Source organism: Spirillospora sp. CA-142024 (assembly GCF_050942325.1).
Lineage (GTDB): Bacteria > Actinomycetota > Actinomycetes > Streptosporangiales > Streptosporangiaceae > Spirillospora.
Window position 1 is genome coordinate 1,103,255 of record NZ_CP192077.1, and the last position, 15,784, is coordinate 1,119,038.

The 15,784-nt window shown below is 69.4% G+C and carries 16 protein-coding genes; 13 read left to right on the plus strand and 3 right to left on the minus strand.

Features of this window, described 5'->3' with window-relative positions; all coding sequences use genetic code 11:
• Positions 1–34: 34 nt before the first annotated feature.
• From ACQPZP_RS05515 to ACQPZP_RS05525, 3 genes are all read right to left on the minus strand, one after another.
• Entirely contained in the window at positions 35–1,282 is a 1,248-nt protein-coding gene (locus tag ACQPZP_RS05515) for an AAA family ATPase (protein ID WP_433476544.1), read from the minus strand.
• Positions 1,283–1,370: 88 nt separating this feature from the next.
• A complete protein-coding gene (locus tag ACQPZP_RS05520) occupies positions 1,371–2,327 on the minus strand; it encodes a MarR family transcriptional regulator (RefSeq protein WP_433476545.1) in 957 nt (318 codons plus the stop codon).
• Between the two features lie 821 nt (positions 2,328–3,148).
• On the minus strand, positions 3,149–3,574 hold the full coding sequence (locus tag ACQPZP_RS05525; RefSeq protein ID WP_433476546.1) for an ATP-binding protein: 426 nt from the start codon (positions 3,572–3,574) through the stop codon (positions 3,149–3,151).
• Between the two features lie 759 nt (positions 3,575–4,333).
• On the opposite strand from ACQPZP_RS05525, the gene ACQPZP_RS05530 reads away from it, so the two are divergent.
• From ACQPZP_RS05530 to ACQPZP_RS05590, 13 genes are all read left to right on the plus strand, one after another.
• Positions 4,334–5,146 (plus strand): hypothetical protein, encoded by an 813-nt coding sequence (locus tag ACQPZP_RS05530; RefSeq protein WP_433476547.1) that lies wholly within the window; start codon positions 4,334–4,336, stop codon positions 5,144–5,146.
• A 323-nt stretch (positions 5,147–5,469) separates the two neighbouring features.
• Positions 5,470–5,922, plus strand: coding sequence for a hypothetical protein (locus ACQPZP_RS05535; RefSeq protein ID WP_433476548.1), 453 nt, complete (start codon positions 5,470–5,472; stop codon positions 5,920–5,922).
• 3 nt (positions 5,923–5,925) lie between these two features.
• The gene (locus ACQPZP_RS05540) at positions 5,926–6,708 is read left to right on the plus strand and encodes a hypothetical protein (protein WP_433476549.1); all 783 of its coding nucleotides are present in this window, start codon (positions 5,926–5,928) and stop codon (positions 6,706–6,708) included.
• The gene (locus tag ACQPZP_RS05545) at positions 6,705–7,421 is read left to right on the plus strand and encodes an SAF domain-containing protein (RefSeq protein WP_433476550.1); all 717 of its coding nucleotides are present in this window, start codon (positions 6,705–6,707) and stop codon (positions 7,419–7,421) included. Before ACQPZP_RS05540 ends, ACQPZP_RS05545 begins: the two co-directional genes overlap by 4 nt.
• A gap of 44 nt (positions 7,422–7,465) precedes the next feature.
• A complete protein-coding gene (locus ACQPZP_RS05550) occupies positions 7,466–8,260 on the plus strand; it encodes a hypothetical protein (RefSeq protein ID WP_433476551.1) in 795 nt (264 codons plus the stop codon).
• A 125-nt stretch (positions 8,261–8,385) separates the two neighbouring features.
• Positions 8,386–9,630, plus strand: a complete 1,245-nt coding sequence (locus ACQPZP_RS05555; RefSeq protein ID WP_433476552.1) for a CpaF family protein — start codon at positions 8,386–8,388, stop codon at positions 9,628–9,630.
• Complete coding sequence (locus ACQPZP_RS05560) at positions 9,630–10,505, plus strand: type II secretion system F family protein (RefSeq protein WP_433479558.1); 876 nt, start codon at positions 9,630–9,632, stop codon at positions 10,503–10,505. Before ACQPZP_RS05555 ends, ACQPZP_RS05560 begins: the two co-directional genes overlap by 1 nt.
• Positions 10,502–11,392: a type II secretion system F family protein gene (locus ACQPZP_RS05565; RefSeq protein WP_433476553.1), complete on the plus strand. Its 891-nt coding sequence runs from the start codon at positions 10,502–10,504 to the stop codon at positions 11,390–11,392. The genes ACQPZP_RS05560 and ACQPZP_RS05565 overlap by 4 nt, the downstream gene beginning before the upstream one ends.
• Before the next feature lie 45 nt (positions 11,393–11,437).
• Positions 11,438–11,662, plus strand: coding sequence for a hypothetical protein (locus tag ACQPZP_RS05570; protein WP_433476554.1), 225 nt, complete (start codon positions 11,438–11,440; stop codon positions 11,660–11,662).
• Positions 11,659–12,048, plus strand: a complete 390-nt coding sequence (locus tag ACQPZP_RS05575) for a hypothetical protein (RefSeq protein WP_433476555.1) — start codon at positions 11,659–11,661, stop codon at positions 12,046–12,048. Before ACQPZP_RS05570 ends, ACQPZP_RS05575 begins: the two co-directional genes overlap by 4 nt.
• A gap of 65 nt (positions 12,049–12,113) precedes the next feature.
• Entirely contained in the window at positions 12,114–12,506 is a 393-nt protein-coding gene (locus ACQPZP_RS05580; RefSeq protein ID WP_433476556.1) for a TadE/TadG family type IV pilus assembly protein, read from the plus strand.
• Complete coding sequence (locus ACQPZP_RS05585) at positions 12,507–12,977, plus strand: pilus assembly protein TadG-related protein (protein WP_433476557.1); 471 nt, start codon at positions 12,507–12,509, stop codon at positions 12,975–12,977. It begins immediately after the preceding gene.
• Positions 12,974–15,718 (plus strand): BTAD domain-containing putative transcriptional regulator, encoded by a 2,745-nt coding sequence (locus ACQPZP_RS05590; RefSeq protein ID WP_433476558.1) that lies wholly within the window; start codon positions 12,974–12,976, stop codon positions 15,716–15,718. The genes ACQPZP_RS05585 and ACQPZP_RS05590 overlap by 4 nt, the downstream gene beginning before the upstream one ends.
• Positions 15,719–15,784: the final 66 nt, after the last annotated feature.

The following is a 15,784-nucleotide window of genomic DNA, read 5'->3' on the forward strand; positions in this document are numbered from 1 at the left end:
GTGCGGTGAATGCGCCGGGACGGGCGGGTGTGGGTTAGATCTGCTGGCCGAGGGCCAGCGGGGTGACGGCGCGTCCGTAGACGGCGGACACGACCTCGGCGACCACGTCGCGGTCCTCTTCGGGTGCGATGCCGAGTAGGTTGGCCACCGCCGCCTCGGGGCCGAGAACCCCGGACACCTTTTGGAAGGCGATCAGTTCGCGAAGTTGCGGCGCCCAGCCGATCTCGCCGGATTCCTGACGGCGGGCCAGGTTGCGCGCGACGCGCACGGCGCGCGGTTCGATGTCGAGCGTGCGGGCGAGGTCGTAGTCGGTCGACACCCGGATCTGTGCGGCGAACCGTGACGCCAAGGCCTCGGTGAGCACGGCGCCGTGAACGCCGGGGTTGTGCCCGGCAACCACGTAGAAACCATCTTTGGCGCTGATCGTCTCGCCCTTGTGCGCCTTGACGGTGATCTGCCGCCGCCCGTCCATCGCCGGATAGACCACCGCCAGCACCTTCGGCGAGATGAGCGTGGCGTCATCGATCAGAAGGGCGCGGCCCTCGGTCATCGCCGTGACCAGCGGCCCGTACACGAACTCATAACCGCCGCCGGGCGCCTGGGTGTACTCACCGACGAAATCGGCGACGGCGGTGTCACCGTCCCCGGCAACCGTGATCAGGTCCGGGAACGCCGCCTCGACCAGCGACGTCTTCCCCGTCCCGGGCGGCCCGTACAACAAGGCGGGAATGGACGCCTCACGCAGCCGCTGCAGCGCCGCCACGTCCGGCAGGTCCGCCAACCGGCGCGGGTGGTACGTCTGGCCGTTCGGCCGCACCACCGGCCCCACCGGCGCCTTCCCGCCCTTCCCGGTGGCCTTCCCGGACGTCCCCGACGCGCCGGACGCGCCCGGTATCGGTGCAGGGGCGGCCTTCGGCGCGGGGGTAGGGCGGGCGGTCCGGACGGCGGGTGCGCCGTTGAGGGCGTCGCCGGTGGTCGCGGTGGCCCGGTAGCGGCGCGGCCCGGTCGCCACCAGCTCGGCCTGCCCACGGTCGGCCAACACGGTCAGCGCGTTACCGACCGCACCGCCCGACCGGCCCAGGCCCCGGGCGATCTCACCCGGCGTGAACGCCGCACGCGGGCTGTCAATCAGGATCCCGGCTACCCTACGGCGCAACTCACCCGACCCCAGGCGACCCGTACCGCCCGGCGACGGGACGGCCGGGCTCGTGGCCGGGGTCCTGCCGGTCGGCGCGGTGGTGGTCGGAGCGGTGGTGGTCGGGGTGGTGGGATCGGTAGTCATGGCATGGCTCCTTGGCGTGTGCGGTGGTCGGGACGCCGGGGGCGGGTAGCGCGGTGGCCCGCCCCGGGTGGCGGTCCGGGCGGGGCGGTCAGCGCGCGGCGCGCTTGGCGGGGCGGGCGGCGGTGGCGGTGAACCGGCGGGGACGGTCGCACACCAGCTCGGCGTCACCGGCCTCGGTCAGGCGGTCCAGGGCGTTGGACACCGCCCCCGCCGAATGCCCGATCACCTTCGCGATCTCGTGCGGGGTGAACGCCGCACCGGGGTGGGCAGTCAGGTGACCGGCGACCTTCGCGCGCATCTCACCCGGCGCCGAACGCGGCGCCCCCGACGCGGTACGCGGGCGCCCGTTGGCGGCGGCGCGCACCAGCCGCCGCACCAACCCAGAACCGCTGTAGGCGCCCTCAGCCGCCGCCAGCGCCGCCGCCCCGTCCCCGGCATCCAGCGCGGTCAGCGCCGCCCCGATGGCGCCCTGCAACGCCGTCAGCACGTCCCGCGCCTCGGCCACCGCCCCCGCGTCCATCCCCGCCCCGGCGTCCCCAGCGTCCGTGGTCTCGGTAGCGTCCGCGTCACCGGTGGTGGCGGTGTCCGTGCCGGTCGGTGCGTCCTCGCCGGTGGCGGGTGCCTCGGTTGGAGCATCAGCCGTAACCGGAGTGTCGGCGGTGGCGTCCGCGTCACCGGTCGGCGCGTCCGGGGATGCGGACGCGCCCGGGGTGTCCTCGGCGGTGGCCGTGACCAGGTGCCAGGTGTCTGGCTGACGCTTCCCACCGTCACGCCCTCCGCGCGTCCGGGCGGCGCGCCCGCCGCGCTCCATAGCGGTCAGCGTCCGCGTGACGGTGGCGCGGCTGACACCCGCTGCCGCCGCGATTGCGGCCACCGTCGCATCCGGGTTGCCCGTCAGCGCGTCCCACACGTCCCCAGCCGCCCCCGCCGGACGCGCCCCGCTTGCCACACCGGCGGCACCGTCAACGGCGCCCTCCGAACCAATGGCGCCGTCCCCGTCCGTGCCGGTGGCGGTGGTGTTGGCGGCGATGTTCTCCGTGGCCATTTCGACTCCCATTCCATTCGTTCCGGCAACCGCGATTCGGTGCCGTTCCCGTTCATTGGGAGCTCGACCATTTCTCGATGTCGCTACGATAGGCAAGCACCTGCGGCCACATTTTTAATCACCTCAACGGCTGAACGATGTCACCATTCACCCCTGCACGCACCTAAACCCAAGCAACCGCAAAAGCTGATTTCGTCCACCGAAACCGTGCGTGCCGCCGACCGTGCAATCACATCGCCGCCTTTCGTTGAATGCGCCTCAGCAAAGGCGCCCGGAGGGCGCGGCGACTCGTGCCCCACGCCTCGGCGGACACTGCACCTTTCACGACTCGCGCACCGAGGTGACCTGGAGCGCGACCCGCCGCCGATGGCGCTGGGTCGCCGCCGGCAGCGTCGGCGGGTGAGATGGATTTGAGGCGGAGGCAGCAGGGGACGCCTGCACCACACGAGCGAAGGGAGTACGCAGGATTCCAACATCCACAGACACGCGGGCTATTACCAGGAGTCGTCCTGGTGACGAGTCGGGGGCGCGAACAGAAGCCACCAAAGTCCGACGACGTGCAGTGACATGTCGGCGCGGGGGTTCTGGTCATAGACCCGCTGTCGAAAAGAACTGCGAAAAGAACCCCGAAAAGAACGGCGGAAACGCGCTGTCCGTGCCCGGCGCTCTGCACTGGGACATGCGGGGTGAAACCGCTACATAATGGATCAGGCCCCGTCCGTGATCCGGCGAACCGGATGCGCGGACGGGGCCTCGGCGCCAGGTGCACTCGCCTACCCTGTCCTCGAGGGGCCAGCCTGGTAACGGCAGGCTGGGCCCTCCTACGACGCCAGCGGGACCGCCTGGGACGCTCGCGGATCACCGCTCACGGCCATGTCGGCCCAGACGGTGTGTCCGGCCTGCGGGCTGCCGTGGATCCCCACCGACAGTGCAAGGCGGGACACCACCAGCAGCCCGCGCCCGTTCGTTCGGGGTTCGCAGCCCGGCTGCTCCGAACGGATCGCCGGGACGCAGCCGCCACCCAGGTCGGTGACCGCGATGCAGGACAGGTCCTGCAGCGTGACCTCCAGTCCGAACCAGCCCCCCTCGGTCCCCGACCGCGAGTGGCGGACCGCATTGCTGGCCAGTTCGGCGACCACGACCGCCACGTCCTCCTCGCGTTCGGTACCGGCGAACAGCGTGGCGGCGAACAGCCTTGCTGCTCTCACCTGGTCCGCCCGGCCGGAGAAGACGCGACGCCACCGCATCGGATCCGGTCCCCACAGCCATTCACCCGCCGAACACATGCCCCAGTTTCTTGTCCCCACTCCCACTTGCTACTTCCCTTCTGCTTGGACGGTTTCGATGTTTGCCATGCCGGCCCGGCACGTATCATCCGGGCCGGCATGCGACATCGACGGCGCAGCAGGATCAACGCTCGACTCGCCGCCCACCGTCAAGCAAAAGGGGATATTGCGCCATCTCGTGCCGGTATCAGTGGGTGTGATTTCCGCCGCCCAGTCGCATTTAACTTTGTGGCGGTTTGTGTATTCAGCGGGACGGAGGAACGGGTGCAGTATGTGGCTCTCGCAACCGGCGGTCCGCGCCCTGTTCCGGCGGGAGCCGACAGTTCACGCAGACGGCGTCTGATCGGTGGGGAGGCGCAGCCGGTAGCAGGGGACACGGTGACACCTCGCGGTGACAACTGATCGCGCCGGGAACGACGCCCGTCGATGCGAACTCGAGGTGGGGCAAAAATGCCCACATAACGGCCGCCCATCAAAGCTATACCTGACGACTTTGGGTTTTGCGAAGAGGCAGGTCAGCCGGATTTCGCGCACCGGCCTCGGCTTTACCTCCGGCGCCTCCGCTACGACTCGAGGCGTGTTGTAGCAGGTCAGCACGTTTGCGAACAGATCTGGGGACGCTGCGGGGACATGTTGGCTGTCCCGAAAGTGTCCCTGAAGTGTTCCCGTCGTGGTCGATACCTGCTGGCAACAGTTCACAGCGACCTGTAGGAGGCCGTCATGACCAGCCAGCCGCCCATCGACCTCGACAGCACCGGCATCGACACCGTCATGCCCGAACCAACCCACCACGGCGCGGCCAACGCCCTGGACGTGGCCGAACACGCCTTCAAGCAGCTGACCTCGGGTCCGACTCCGCTGACGATCGATGGAGGAGCCATCGGGCATGGGCTTCCGGCGCGCCCGATCGGCCTGCGGGAACTCCGCACGCTGCTGCTGGACCCGTCCGGGTGCGATGGCGTCAAGGACGCCGTGTGGCGGGAGTTGGTCCAGCGGGCGCGTGCTGGCGATCCGGTCTGGGTGGTGGGCTGTGTCGGCGTGGCCATGCCGGGGCTGAGGAACACGGCGGCCCGGGTCGTCCGCTCCACACCCAGCTGTCACGCCGACGACCTCGTGTCAGAACTGGTCGCCGAGTTCATCACCCAGCTCACCAGGATCGACATCGACCGTCGGCGCATCGCCGCTCGCCTGATGGCATGGGCACGAAAGGGTGCCCTGCGCGCGCGTGGGCACCAGGTCCGACAGGAACCCCGAGACCCCAAGCAGTTCCCCCTGCGCCCAGCAGCCTCCGGCACTGACCCGGCAGACCTGCTCGTGAAGGCCGCGCGATCGCAGATCATCACATCTGCAGCCGCGGAGTTGATCGCCGCCACACGACTGGACGGCGAGGAGGTATCGGAGATCGCCCAGCGGCGCCGCGTATCGGCGAACCAGCTGTACAAGCAGCGCAGGGTCGCCGAGGCCAAGATCGTCGCAGCGATACGCGAAGGTCGACTTTCGTGCACCTTCGAGTGCGAAAGTAACGGGGGCTGACGAATTTGCAGGACGGCATATTTCGCATAGAGGACATCTGTGTCCTTCGGCGTCATCATCGAAGCCATCGGACACCAACTGGCTCCGGTTTTACCCTCAGGTCGGTGTGACTTGAGGCCAAACCAATCGGGGCGGCTCTACGATCGCTCGACGTCGCAATCACAACGCAGGCGCAGCGGACGCACGAGACGGCCGTGCGTGATCAAGAACGCGGAGGTAGGGACTTGTCTGGAAGCGGTCGGGGCATAGCCACGCGGTTGTACTGCCTTGTTGCCGTCGGCGCTTGTTTGTGGGCGGCAGGATGCAGCAGCAACGACAAGGCCGTGGCCCTGCCAACGGCAAGCGACTCCGGAAAGCCCGTGGGGGCACCGTCGACAGCGGACGCTGAGCAAGCCGTCCGGGATGCGTATGCCAACTTCGTCATGATGTTGAGCCGTGCCGACACTCTTCCGGAGCAGTCCCGCAGAAGTGAACTCTCAACCGTCATGGCAGAGCCTCAGCTTTCGCATGTGGTGAAACACATCGACGACCTAAAGCGGCGCCATCTCGCCACCTACGGCACAGTGACCGTCCACGTGAAGAGCATCCAAATCAAGGAGAACGACGCCACTATCTACGACTGCCGGGATTCCAGGGGTGCTGGACTCGTCGATTCCATCACGCACAAGAAGATCAACCGCGGGATCAAGGAAGACAACACCAAGGTGCTGTTGACCAAGGGCCCCGACCAGAGGTGGCGGGTGAGTGAATCCTTCACTCTCTCGAAAGGGTGCTGACAGGTGGACGCTCTGGGACCAGCGCTGGTGGGCGGCATCCTCGCCTCGACCTCCGGGATAAGCGTCCCGCCCCCGCAAGACCCGATCCCGCCGGCACGCAACTCTTGGGGTTATACACTCGGCGCCCAGGACGGCGGCTCCCCGGGAAGTGACGGCGGCAAGGCGGTTCGCGATCCGCAAGGCACCAGCCGAACGGCCGACCACTCATCGCAGATGGGGCCGCATGATTGCCGGACGCTGAGCGACAACGTTCAGGTGTGCATACCTTCGCACGCCCACGGTGGGGCGGCGAAGCCTTCACCGGCCGAGCTGGCGCTGACCAGGTGGACTCGGCTGCCGATCCCCGCGCCGGTGGTGCGGACCGCGCCGCCGCGGCGGGCCGGCGGGCTGGTCGGGCTTCCCGAATGGTTCTGGGTGACCAACTGGCGTCCGTTGACCGCACGTGCCGCTGCCAGAGGTGTCTGGGCGAGGATGACCGCCCGCCCGCAGGGCATGACGATCGATCCCGGTTACGGCGAACGGGCCGTCCACTGCCCCGGTCCCGGAACGGCCTACGACAATTCACTGCCGGCGGCATCGCAGCACACCCGATGCTCCTACACCTTCACCCGGTCCTCGCTGTATCAGCCGGGCCACGCCTACCGGGTGCGGGTGCAGGTGGTGTGGGGCGGGACCTGGATCGGGTCCGACGGATCCAGTGGGGTTCTGCCGCCGACGACCCGGTCAACGACGCTCCGCCTGCGCATCGCCGAAGCACAGGCGCTCTACGGACGGGGAAGAACATGACGACGCTCGGGAACAGGACCCCCCGCACCACCGGCTCGGCGAAGCGGAATGCGGCGTCCGCGGCGCCGTTCAAGCCGCTTCCCCGGCAGCGGCGCCCGGCCTGGATCGTGATGACGGCGTCGCTGATGTTGTGCGGGGCGATGCTGAACGCCTATCTGTACCGCTCGGCCGATCAGCGGGCCGCAGTCGTCCAATTGGCGCGTGACGTCGCGGTGGGACAGCAGTTGGGGACGGCTGATCTGGGTGTGACGCGAGTCGCGGTGGACGGGGCGGTAGCGACCGTCCCGGAGCGGCAGTTGCGGCAGGTGGTGGGCAAGCGGGCCGCAGTGCCGCTGCGCAAGGGCACGCTGCTGGCCGCGTCGCAGCTGACGGCGCAGCCCGGCCCTGGGCGAGGGCAGGCGCTGGTGACCGTCCCGGTGAAGAGCGGCCTGGTGCCGCCCGGGCTGGCTCCGGGCTGGCGGGTTCAGGCCGTCTTCACAGCCGACAAGCAGGGGAGCGGTGCAGCCGGTGCCGCGCCGCGGGGCAACCAGCGGCCTGCAGCATCGGCTGATGGGGAGGGGAGTGTCCAGGCAGTGGTCGATCAGGTCAGCGCTCCCGACAGCGAGGGTGCGGTACCGGTGCTGCTGCGGGTCGCCGACTCCGACGCGAGCGCGCTGGCGCAGCAGGCTGCCGCTGGGCTGGTGGCGCTGGTCGTGACGGAAAGGCTGGGCTGATCGTGGCGCTGTTTTGCGTGATGTCTCCGGGTGGGTCCCCGGGGGTGACCACGACCGTGCTCGGGATGGCGCTGACGTGGCCGAATCGCGTCCTGATGGCCGAGTGCGACCCGATGGGGCGCCGCGTGCTCCCGGGGTACATGGCCGACCGGCTCGCCAAGCCTGCAGGGCCCGGGATCCTCGGGCTGGCGTTGACCGCCCAGACGGGCGGGCACGGGCTGGCTGCGCTGCAGGAGTACACGCTCCCCATGGTCGACGACGGTCATGTTGAGCTGCTGCACGGCCTGCGTGATCCCCGGCATTCACCGCAACTGGACGCGCTGTGGGCCCCGCTGGCGAAGATGCTGCCGGCCCGCGACGGCGACGTGCTCGCCGACCTGGGACGCGTCGGAGGCCCGCAGACACCGACCGAGTTGCTCCGGCATGCCGATGCCGTGGTCATGGTGCTTCGGCCGACGTTGGTGCACGTCGATGCCGCCGGGCCTCGGCTGGATGCTCTGGAAGGACTCGTGAGTGAGCAGTCGCGGGTCGGGGTGTGCGTGATCGCCGACGGGCCCTACAGCGCCAGCGAGGTTGAGCGGGCGCTGGGGACGCCGGTGCTGGCGGAACTTCCGTGCTCGCCGACCGACGCGGGCGTTCTGTCGGACGGGGTTCCGCCGCGCAGAACCTTCCACGCATCCCTGCTGATGCGGTCGCTGGACCGGTTCGGTCGTCGGCTGCGCGCGGTAGCCGGTGGCCGGGACGCCGCAGGCGGCCTCGAAGCCGACACCACTGAAACCGCCGCCACCGCCGCCGCTTCCGAGGTGACCGCTGTGCCGGCATTGGGTGGCCGCTCGTGAACTCTTCGTACCGGGCAGCCACAGGCCAGGAAACCGCAGCGCCCGGCGGCGGCTTGGCGGCTCCGATCGTCCAGGCCGACGAAGCGAACCTGTGGGCCGCGGCACGTGAGGTCTCGGCACAGCTCGTGGACGAACTCGCCGACACCGTCGACCGGACACGAGCACGAGAGCTTATCGGCGCCCGGGCAAAGACGTGGGCTCACCAGCAACTCGCGTCCGGGCGGGCCGTCTCCGCTGATCTACCGCAGCAACTGGCGCGGCTGGTGTTCGACCGGCGTTTCGGTCTCGGCCCGTTGCAGCCGTACCTGGAACGCTCCGATGTGGAGAACATCGTCGTCAACGGCTGCCGGCAAACCTGGGTCACCTACACCGATGGGACCAAGAAGCCCGGCCCGCCGGTCGCCGAGACCGACGACGACCTCATCGAGTGGGTCCAGCTGCTGGCGCGCCGCGGCAACACCGGCCGGGAGTTCTCCCATGCCTCGCCGCTGCTGGACGTCGCGCTCGCCGACGGCGTCCGGCTCGCGGTGGTGGGCTGGGTGTCGCGGCACCCGCACTTGGCCATCCGCGTACACCGCCTTGTGGACATCACTCTTCCGCAGCTCACTCGCCTAGGGACCCTGACTGGGCCGTTGGAGCAGTTCCTGCGCGCGGCGATCCGCGCGCGACGCAACATCATCGTGTGCGGGCAGGTCAACACCGGCAAGACCACCTTGGTCCGCGCCTTGGCCAACGAAATCCCGCCTGGCGAGCGGGTCATCACGTTGGAGAGCGACTTCGAGTTGTTCTTGGACGATCCGCGGCTGGCGCACCGGCACCATGACGTGGTCGCACTGGAGGCGCGCCAAGCCAACGCCGAGGGCGCAGGCCAAGTGCGGCTTCAAGACCTGGTGCCGGCGTGCCTGCGGCTCAATCCCGACCGGGTGATCGTCGGGGAGGCTCGGCATGGGGAGCTGGCGCCGATGCTGGAGGTGATGTATTCCGGGGCGCGCGGCTCGATGTGTACCCTTCACGTCCACCGCCCAGAGCACGTGTTCAGCCGCGTCGTCCAGCTCGGCCGCCGCGCCGGCCTGGGCTTGGCCGCCGACGACCTGCACCTTATGTTCGGACTTGCCCAGCCCCTCGTCGTCCACCTCGAACGCGACCGGGCCGGCAACCAGCGGTACGTGTCGCAGGTGATGGAGGTCGGCCCGCCTGCGGACTCGACCGAACCCACCCGCAACCTCATCTTCAGCCCGGGGCCCGACGGCGCCGCCACACCGTCAGGTGGGCACATCAGCGCGGAGTTGCTGGATGAACTGAGCGAGTACGGCTTGGATCCGGCCCTGCTGGGACCGTGCGAAGCCACAGCGGTCGGGGGCTGGTCGTGATGACATGGCTGGCCGCGTCCGCAGGCGCCTTGTCCGTCGCCGCCGCCCTGGCCGTGGTGGTCGCGGTGCGGGGGACCGTACCGGAGAGGCGGCCTGCCCGGCCGCCGTCTCGGCTCGGGCAGATCGTCGCCTCACCGGCATGGCCGGGGCGCCGTAACCGGCTGCTGGCAGGGTTCGGGGCCGCGCTGGTGGTGTTTCTGGCAACCGGATGGCCGGTCGCCACGGTGGCGGTAGCGGCTGGTGTGTACGCGGTGCCGCCGATGCTGTCGGGACGTGCACCCCAGCGCCGGATCACGCGGCTGGAGGCGCTGGCCCAGTGGTCCCGGCGGCTGGCGGAGATGATGGGCGCCAGCCGCGGACTGGAACAGGCTCTGGCCGACAGCGCCCGCGTCGCGCCCGAGGCGATTCGCGAGCCGGTCACGGTGCTGGCCGAACGGCTGAACAACCACGCCAACACTGAGCAGGCGTTGCGGGCGTTCGCCGACGAGCTCGACGACCCGATCGGTGACCTGATCGTCTGCGCGCTGATCCTGGCCGCCCGCCGTAGGGGCCAAGGCACCCGGGAGGCGCTGGGGCTGCTCGCCGGCGCCGTTGAGCAAGAGGTTCTCGTACGCAGAAATGTCGAGGCCGAACGCGCGGGACTGCGCACCACCCTGATCGTGATCGTGGCCTCGGTCACCGCGCTGAGCGGGTTGTTCGCCGCATCCCAATCGCTGGCCGCCCCCTATGGCACACCGGCAGGTCAGATGGTCCTGGCCGTGGTTGTGACGCTCTATGGGGCCGGGCTCTGGTGGATGCGGCGGCTGGCCGTCCTGTCGACCGGCGCGCGCTTCTTGCGAGCGCCTGCCACTGCAGCAACAGGGGCGGGTGAATGACCCTCCTCGCCGCCTTCGCGGGTTGTCTCGCCACGCTCGGCTTTGTGCTGATGGTGCGGGAGCTCAAGCCCTCGCCGCCACAGCTGGAGGCCGCGCTCGCTCGCGTGCACAGCGCTGCTCTGCCACCGGTGTCGAACGAGGTGATGGGCCGGCGTGACCGGCTGGGCCGATGGCTCGCTGACACGATCACGCGGCCGGCCGGAGTCCTCGCCGTTCCACGCGCCGATCTGGCGTTGCTGGGACGGCCGGTCGAGCGGTTCATGCTCAACAAGCTCGCCCTGTTCGCCACCGGGCTGGCCGCGCCTGTTCTGCTGGCCAGCATTGTCTCGCTGACGGCAGGAACTCCGTCTTGGCCGCTGTCAGCGGCCGCCGGGCTGAGCTTGGCGCTGCTGCTGTGCTTCGTCCCGGACTGGAGGGTGCGCTTGCAGGCTCGCCAGCACCGCCGCGACTTCCGCTACGCCTTCACCTCCTACCTTCAACTCGTCGTCCTGGAACGCCAAGCCGGCGCCGCCTTGAACGCGGCGTTGGAGGACCCGGCGAAGATCACCGATGGGTGGCCGTTCCAGCGCGTGCACCAAGCGCTCACCCGAGCCCGGCACGGCCAGCAGCAACCCTGGAGCGCCCTGGCCCGGCTCGGCGAGGAGATCGAGGTCCGGGACCTGATCGACCTGGCTCACACCGCCGAGATCGCCGGGAACGAAGGCGCCAAGATGCACGACGTCCTGGTCGCAAAGATCACCTCGATGCGGCACGAGGCGTCCGCCGCCGCCCGCGCCGAAGCCAACTCCCGCACCACCACCATGTGGGTGCCGACCAGCCTGCTCATGCTCGGCTTCGTGATCCTGGTCGGTTTTCCGTTCTTCTCCAAACTCCTGGCCTCGGGCTGACCAGCTGGTCTCCCAACGCCTTCACCTACGACGCATTGGAGGACCATGAACGCACTCAACGCTGCGATGGTGCGCGCCGCACTCGCTATCCAAGACCGGGGCCGGTGGCTTGCCGGCGACATGCGCGACCGCAGCGATCGGGGCTCTGGAGTGGTCGAGACGATCATCATCGTCGCGGGCTTCGCCGGCCTGGCGTTCGTGGTCTACATGGCCGTGTCCAGCAAGGTTCACGGCTGGATCAGTAAGATCCCTGGCTCCACCGGCCCATGAACACAACTAAACCGCTGGAGGCCGACCGCGGGTCCGCGAGCGTCGCGATGGCCATCACCTTCCCCGCCGTGGGCTTGCTGTTCCTGACGCTCGTGCAGGCAGTGATGGTGTCGGTCGCCCGCGATGTCGCCCTGGCAGCCGCCGAAGAAGGGCTGCGGGTCGCTCGAGCCCAGCACAGCACTCCCGCCCAGGGACGCGCCGCCGCGGTCTCCTTCGCCCGTCACGAGCCGGTCCTGCACGCGCCGACCGTCTCGGTGTCTGGCACGACCGACATCGCTGTGCGGGTGACCGGAGACGCCCCGTCCATCGTGCCGGGCATCCACATCGGCATCGGACGGACGGCACGCGGCGTACGAGAGCACTTCTCCACCCCGGGACCGTCATGACCGAGCCGGCCCGCCGCCATCTCCTGCAGCGTCCCCTTCGGGGACCCGGAGACTTTGGGAACGCGGTGGTGGAGACAGCGATTCTGGCGCCGGTCTTCATCGTGTTCCTCGCCGGCCTGCTCGCGGCCATGCGGGTCGTGCACGGCAGCGCGGTCGTGGCGCAAGCCGCCGCCGACGCAGCCCGCCAAGCCTCCATCGCTCGCACCGCCGACCAAGCCCGCGCAGCTGCGGCCACCAGCGCGATGCGCACCCTGCATGACCGGGGCCTGCACTGCACACCGTCCATTCGGCTCGACCTGTCCGGCTTCAGCCGTCCAGTGGGGCGAGCAGCCACGGTCTCGGCGCGGGTGACCTGCGTGATCAGGCTCAGCGATCTCACGACGACTTGGATGCCGGGATCACGAACGGTCACCAAGACCCATAGCTCAGTCATCGACCCGTATCGAGGAACGCACTAGATGCCCGTCCCGATGGCCAACGGTTGGTTCCTAACGCGGGCCCGCGCACAGCAGCACCCGCCCGACGAGGGCAGCATCAGCGTCTTCGCCGTCATCATCACCCTGGTCGTCGTCGTATTCTTCGGCGCGGTCGTCGACTTCGAGCAGGCCCTCGAAGCCCGACAGGACGCCAACACCATCGCTCAGGAAGCCGCCCGCGCCGGCGCCGGACACATCGACCTCAACCGCGCATACACCGCCGGCCGCTTCACCGTCGACCGGGCCACCGCGCTGCGCGCCGCGCAGGAATACCTGCGCAACGGTGGCTACAACGGCACCGTCACCCCCAGCGGCGCGCACGCCATCGGCGTCCACGTCTCCATCACCCGCCCGGCCCTGTTCCTCCCCGTCATCGGGATCGCCACCCTGCACGCCGACGCTAGTGCAGTCGCGAACCTCACCACCGGAGTGGAAGGACCCAGCCGCCCATGACCCGCACCCTGCACAACCCTGGCATCGTGGTCTGCCGGGGACTCGCCGCACTCGCCACCCTCGCCGCGCTCCTCATCGCGATCCCCATCACCATGTACAAGGTCGGCGGTTCGCCCATCCCTCGCCAGATTCCCGACTGGTCGACAATGTCGGCGGTCTTGATGCGCCCCGACACCGACGGCTGGTTCTTCCTCACGACCATCCGGTTCCTTGGCTGGGCGGCATGGTGCCTGTTCGCCGCAACCATGATCATCGAGGGTCTCGCCTACCTCGCCGGACGTACCGCATCCCTGCCGCGTCCCGTCCAACCCATCCAAGTGCTCGTACGCGACCTGGTCGCCGCGGTCACGCTCGCAGTCGGCGCGGCCGCCGCCATCGCCAATCCTGCCTCCGCGACCACGCACACCACGGCCGGTACAACCGCCGCTACGCCGTCCCCACACACTCCCAACGGCATCTCCGCCACCCCGCCGCACTCAACCGACCCGGCATCCTACGAACAAAGCGTGCAGATCGACGTCATCGAACCAGGCGACACGCTGTGGAGCATTGCCCGCCGTACCTACGGCTCCGGCACGCTCTACCCCAAGATCTTCCAGGCCAGCCGCGCCCTCGACCAGCCCGATCCCCTCCCGCCCCTCACCGACCCCAACGAGCTTCGACCCGGCCAACACATCCGCCTGCCTCAGATCCGCAGGCACAGCGACCACCACCAGCACTCACCAGCCGTCACACCGGAGAGAACTCCGCCACCTCCCCACCGCCGGGCACCCGCTCCGGATCACACCACCCACCGCCCGCCGCATACCGAAGATCATCACTTCGCGCCCGAGGCCGCCGGTCCGGCACCGGCCACAGCCCAGCCCGCTCCCGCTGCGTCAATGTCCCCTCAGCCCGGCGGCACCACCTCCCCATCCCCGTCCGTCCACGACGGGGACAACGGCGGGGACAACGGGGGAGACAACGCCCCCAACGGCATTCCGTCAGCGTTCGCGCTGCCCACAGGGTCCCGGATCGGTTTGGGGCTGGCAGCCGCGATCAGCCTCGCGCTGGCCGCCACTCGCATCAACCGGCGCCGCCGCCACCCCGGCGCCGGCCATCAAAGCGCGTCCACCACAACCGAACCCGCGCCGCCGAACGCGGTCGCCAACGCTCACAGAGCGCATCTGGAGACCTACGCCGAACGCAATCAACCCGTCCCCACCGACGCTGAACTCCTCATCGGCGCCCGCGACGCCGCACCACCCGACTCGCTGACCCTCGGCACCCGCGACGACCGTCCGATCGCACTACCGCTCCACGGCCTCAACCTCAGCGTCTCCGGGGACGGGGCCGTTCCCTTCGCCCGCGCCCTTGCCACCGAGCTCCTCGCCAAAGCCCACCACGACCGCGCCGAACTCGTCATGCCACAACCCGATGCCGAGCGCATCTACCCGCACCTCGATGCCACCGAACTGCCCGGGCTCACCATCACCCCCTCCCTCGACGCCGCCGTGGCCCGCCTCGAAGCCGAGTTCGTCAACCGAGCCCGCCTCATGGAAACCACCGACCAACCCGACATCACCGCCCTACGAACCCACGAACCGGCCGAACCCCTCCCCACGCTGCTCCTGGTCACCTCCATCTCCGAGCAGACCAAACACGCCCTGAACGCCCTCATCGGCAGGGGACACCGCTACGGCATCGGCAGCCTCGTCCTGGGGCACCGGCCAACCCGCGCGACCAACCTTCACCTCGCCGGCGACGGCACAGTCACCAGCGTCGACGGCCCCCACGCCGACACCCTGGCCAAGGCGCGTCTGTTCCGCCTCACCGCCAACGACGCCGCCGACATGCTCACCACCATCCGCACTGCCGCAGACGACCCTGCGACAGGGGCCTCACCCTGCACCATCGCGACCCCCGCCGCCGCCACTGCTGAAACCGACACCGATGCCGAAAGTGACGGCGACGGTGCGCTCGTCGGACCTCCCGCCACACCCGACGACGCCACTGACCGGCCCGCCCGGCTGCATCTGCTGGGAGCGATCCGACTCACTACCGCCAACGGCCCGATCAGCACTGGCCTGCGGACCAGCGCCCGCGATCTACTGGCCTACCTCGCCCTCAACCCCCACGGCATCACCCGAGAGCAAGGCACCGCCGCGCTCTGGCCCGACCGCGACCAGAGCTCAGCGAACGACCTGCTCAAAACAGCGATCAGCAACGCCAGAAGTGTCCTGCGCATAGCGACCGGACTGCCCCAGCCCGCGTTCATCATCCGCGCCAGCGGCCGCTACCGACTCGACCCCCACCTCCTCGACGTTGACCTCTGGGACCTCAGCGCCACCATCACCCGAGCCCGGCAAGCCTGCAACAGCACCGAACACATCCAGGCCGTCCACTCCATCGCCGACCTCTACACAGCCGACTTCGCCGACGGTCTCACCTACGAATGGGCCAGCAACCACCGCGCCTACCTACACCGCACCGTCATCAACACCATCATCCGACTCGCCAACGACCTCCAAAACCCGCACCCCGACGAAGCCACCGCCGCCCTGGAACACGCCATCCGCCACGACCCCTACGCAGAACCGGCCTACCGCTCACTCATGGCCCTCGAAGCCCACCTCGGCCACCACGATGCCGTCCAACGCACCTTCGAACTCCTGACGACCCGTCTCGCCGACCTCGGCACCGAACCCGCCCCGCAGACCCACCAACTCCTCGCCGACCTCCAGCCCAACGAACCGTCATGAACGGCTCATGCAGGTTCCGCGGACTATTGGCGGCAGCGCTGCCGGAGGCTCGGATCGTCGCTGTGA

Excerpts from the sequence above, each read along its gene's own strand:
- ACQPZP_RS05570 (WP_433476554.1), top strand. The coding sequence starts at position 11,438 with ATGAACGCACTCAACGCTGCGATGGTGCGCGCCGCACTCGCTATCCAA.
- ACQPZP_RS05590 (WP_433476558.1), top strand. The coding sequence starts at position 12,974 with ATGACCCGCACCCTGCACAACCCTGGCATCGTGGTCTGCCGGGGACTC.
- ACQPZP_RS05520 (WP_433476545.1), bottom strand. The coding sequence starts at position 2,327 with ATGGCCACGGAGAACATCGCCGCCAACACCACCGCCACCGGCACGGAC.
- ACQPZP_RS05545 (WP_433476550.1), top strand. The coding sequence starts at position 6,705 with ATGACGACGCTCGGGAACAGGACCCCCCGCACCACCGGCTCGGCGAAG.
- ACQPZP_RS05515 (WP_433476544.1), bottom strand. The coding sequence starts at position 1,282 with ATGACTACCGATCCCACCACCCCGACCACCACCGCTCCGACCACCACC.
- ACQPZP_RS05565 (WP_433476553.1), top strand. The coding sequence starts at position 10,502 with ATGACCCTCCTCGCCGCCTTCGCGGGTTGTCTCGCCACGCTCGGCTTT.
- ACQPZP_RS05525 (WP_433476546.1), bottom strand. The coding sequence starts at position 3,574 with ATGCGGTGGCGTCGCGTCTTCTCCGGCCGGGCGGACCAGGTGAGAGCA.
- ACQPZP_RS05575 (WP_433476555.1), top strand. The coding sequence starts at position 11,659 with ATGAACACAACTAAACCGCTGGAGGCCGACCGCGGGTCCGCGAGCGTC.
- ACQPZP_RS05530 (WP_433476547.1), top strand. The coding sequence starts at position 4,334 with ATGACCAGCCAGCCGCCCATCGACCTCGACAGCACCGGCATCGACACC.
- ACQPZP_RS05585 (WP_433476557.1), top strand. The coding sequence starts at position 12,507 with ATGCCCGTCCCGATGGCCAACGGTTGGTTCCTAACGCGGGCCCGCGCA.
- ACQPZP_RS05560 (WP_433479558.1), top strand. The coding sequence starts at position 9,630 with ATGACATGGCTGGCCGCGTCCGCAGGCGCCTTGTCCGTCGCCGCCGCC.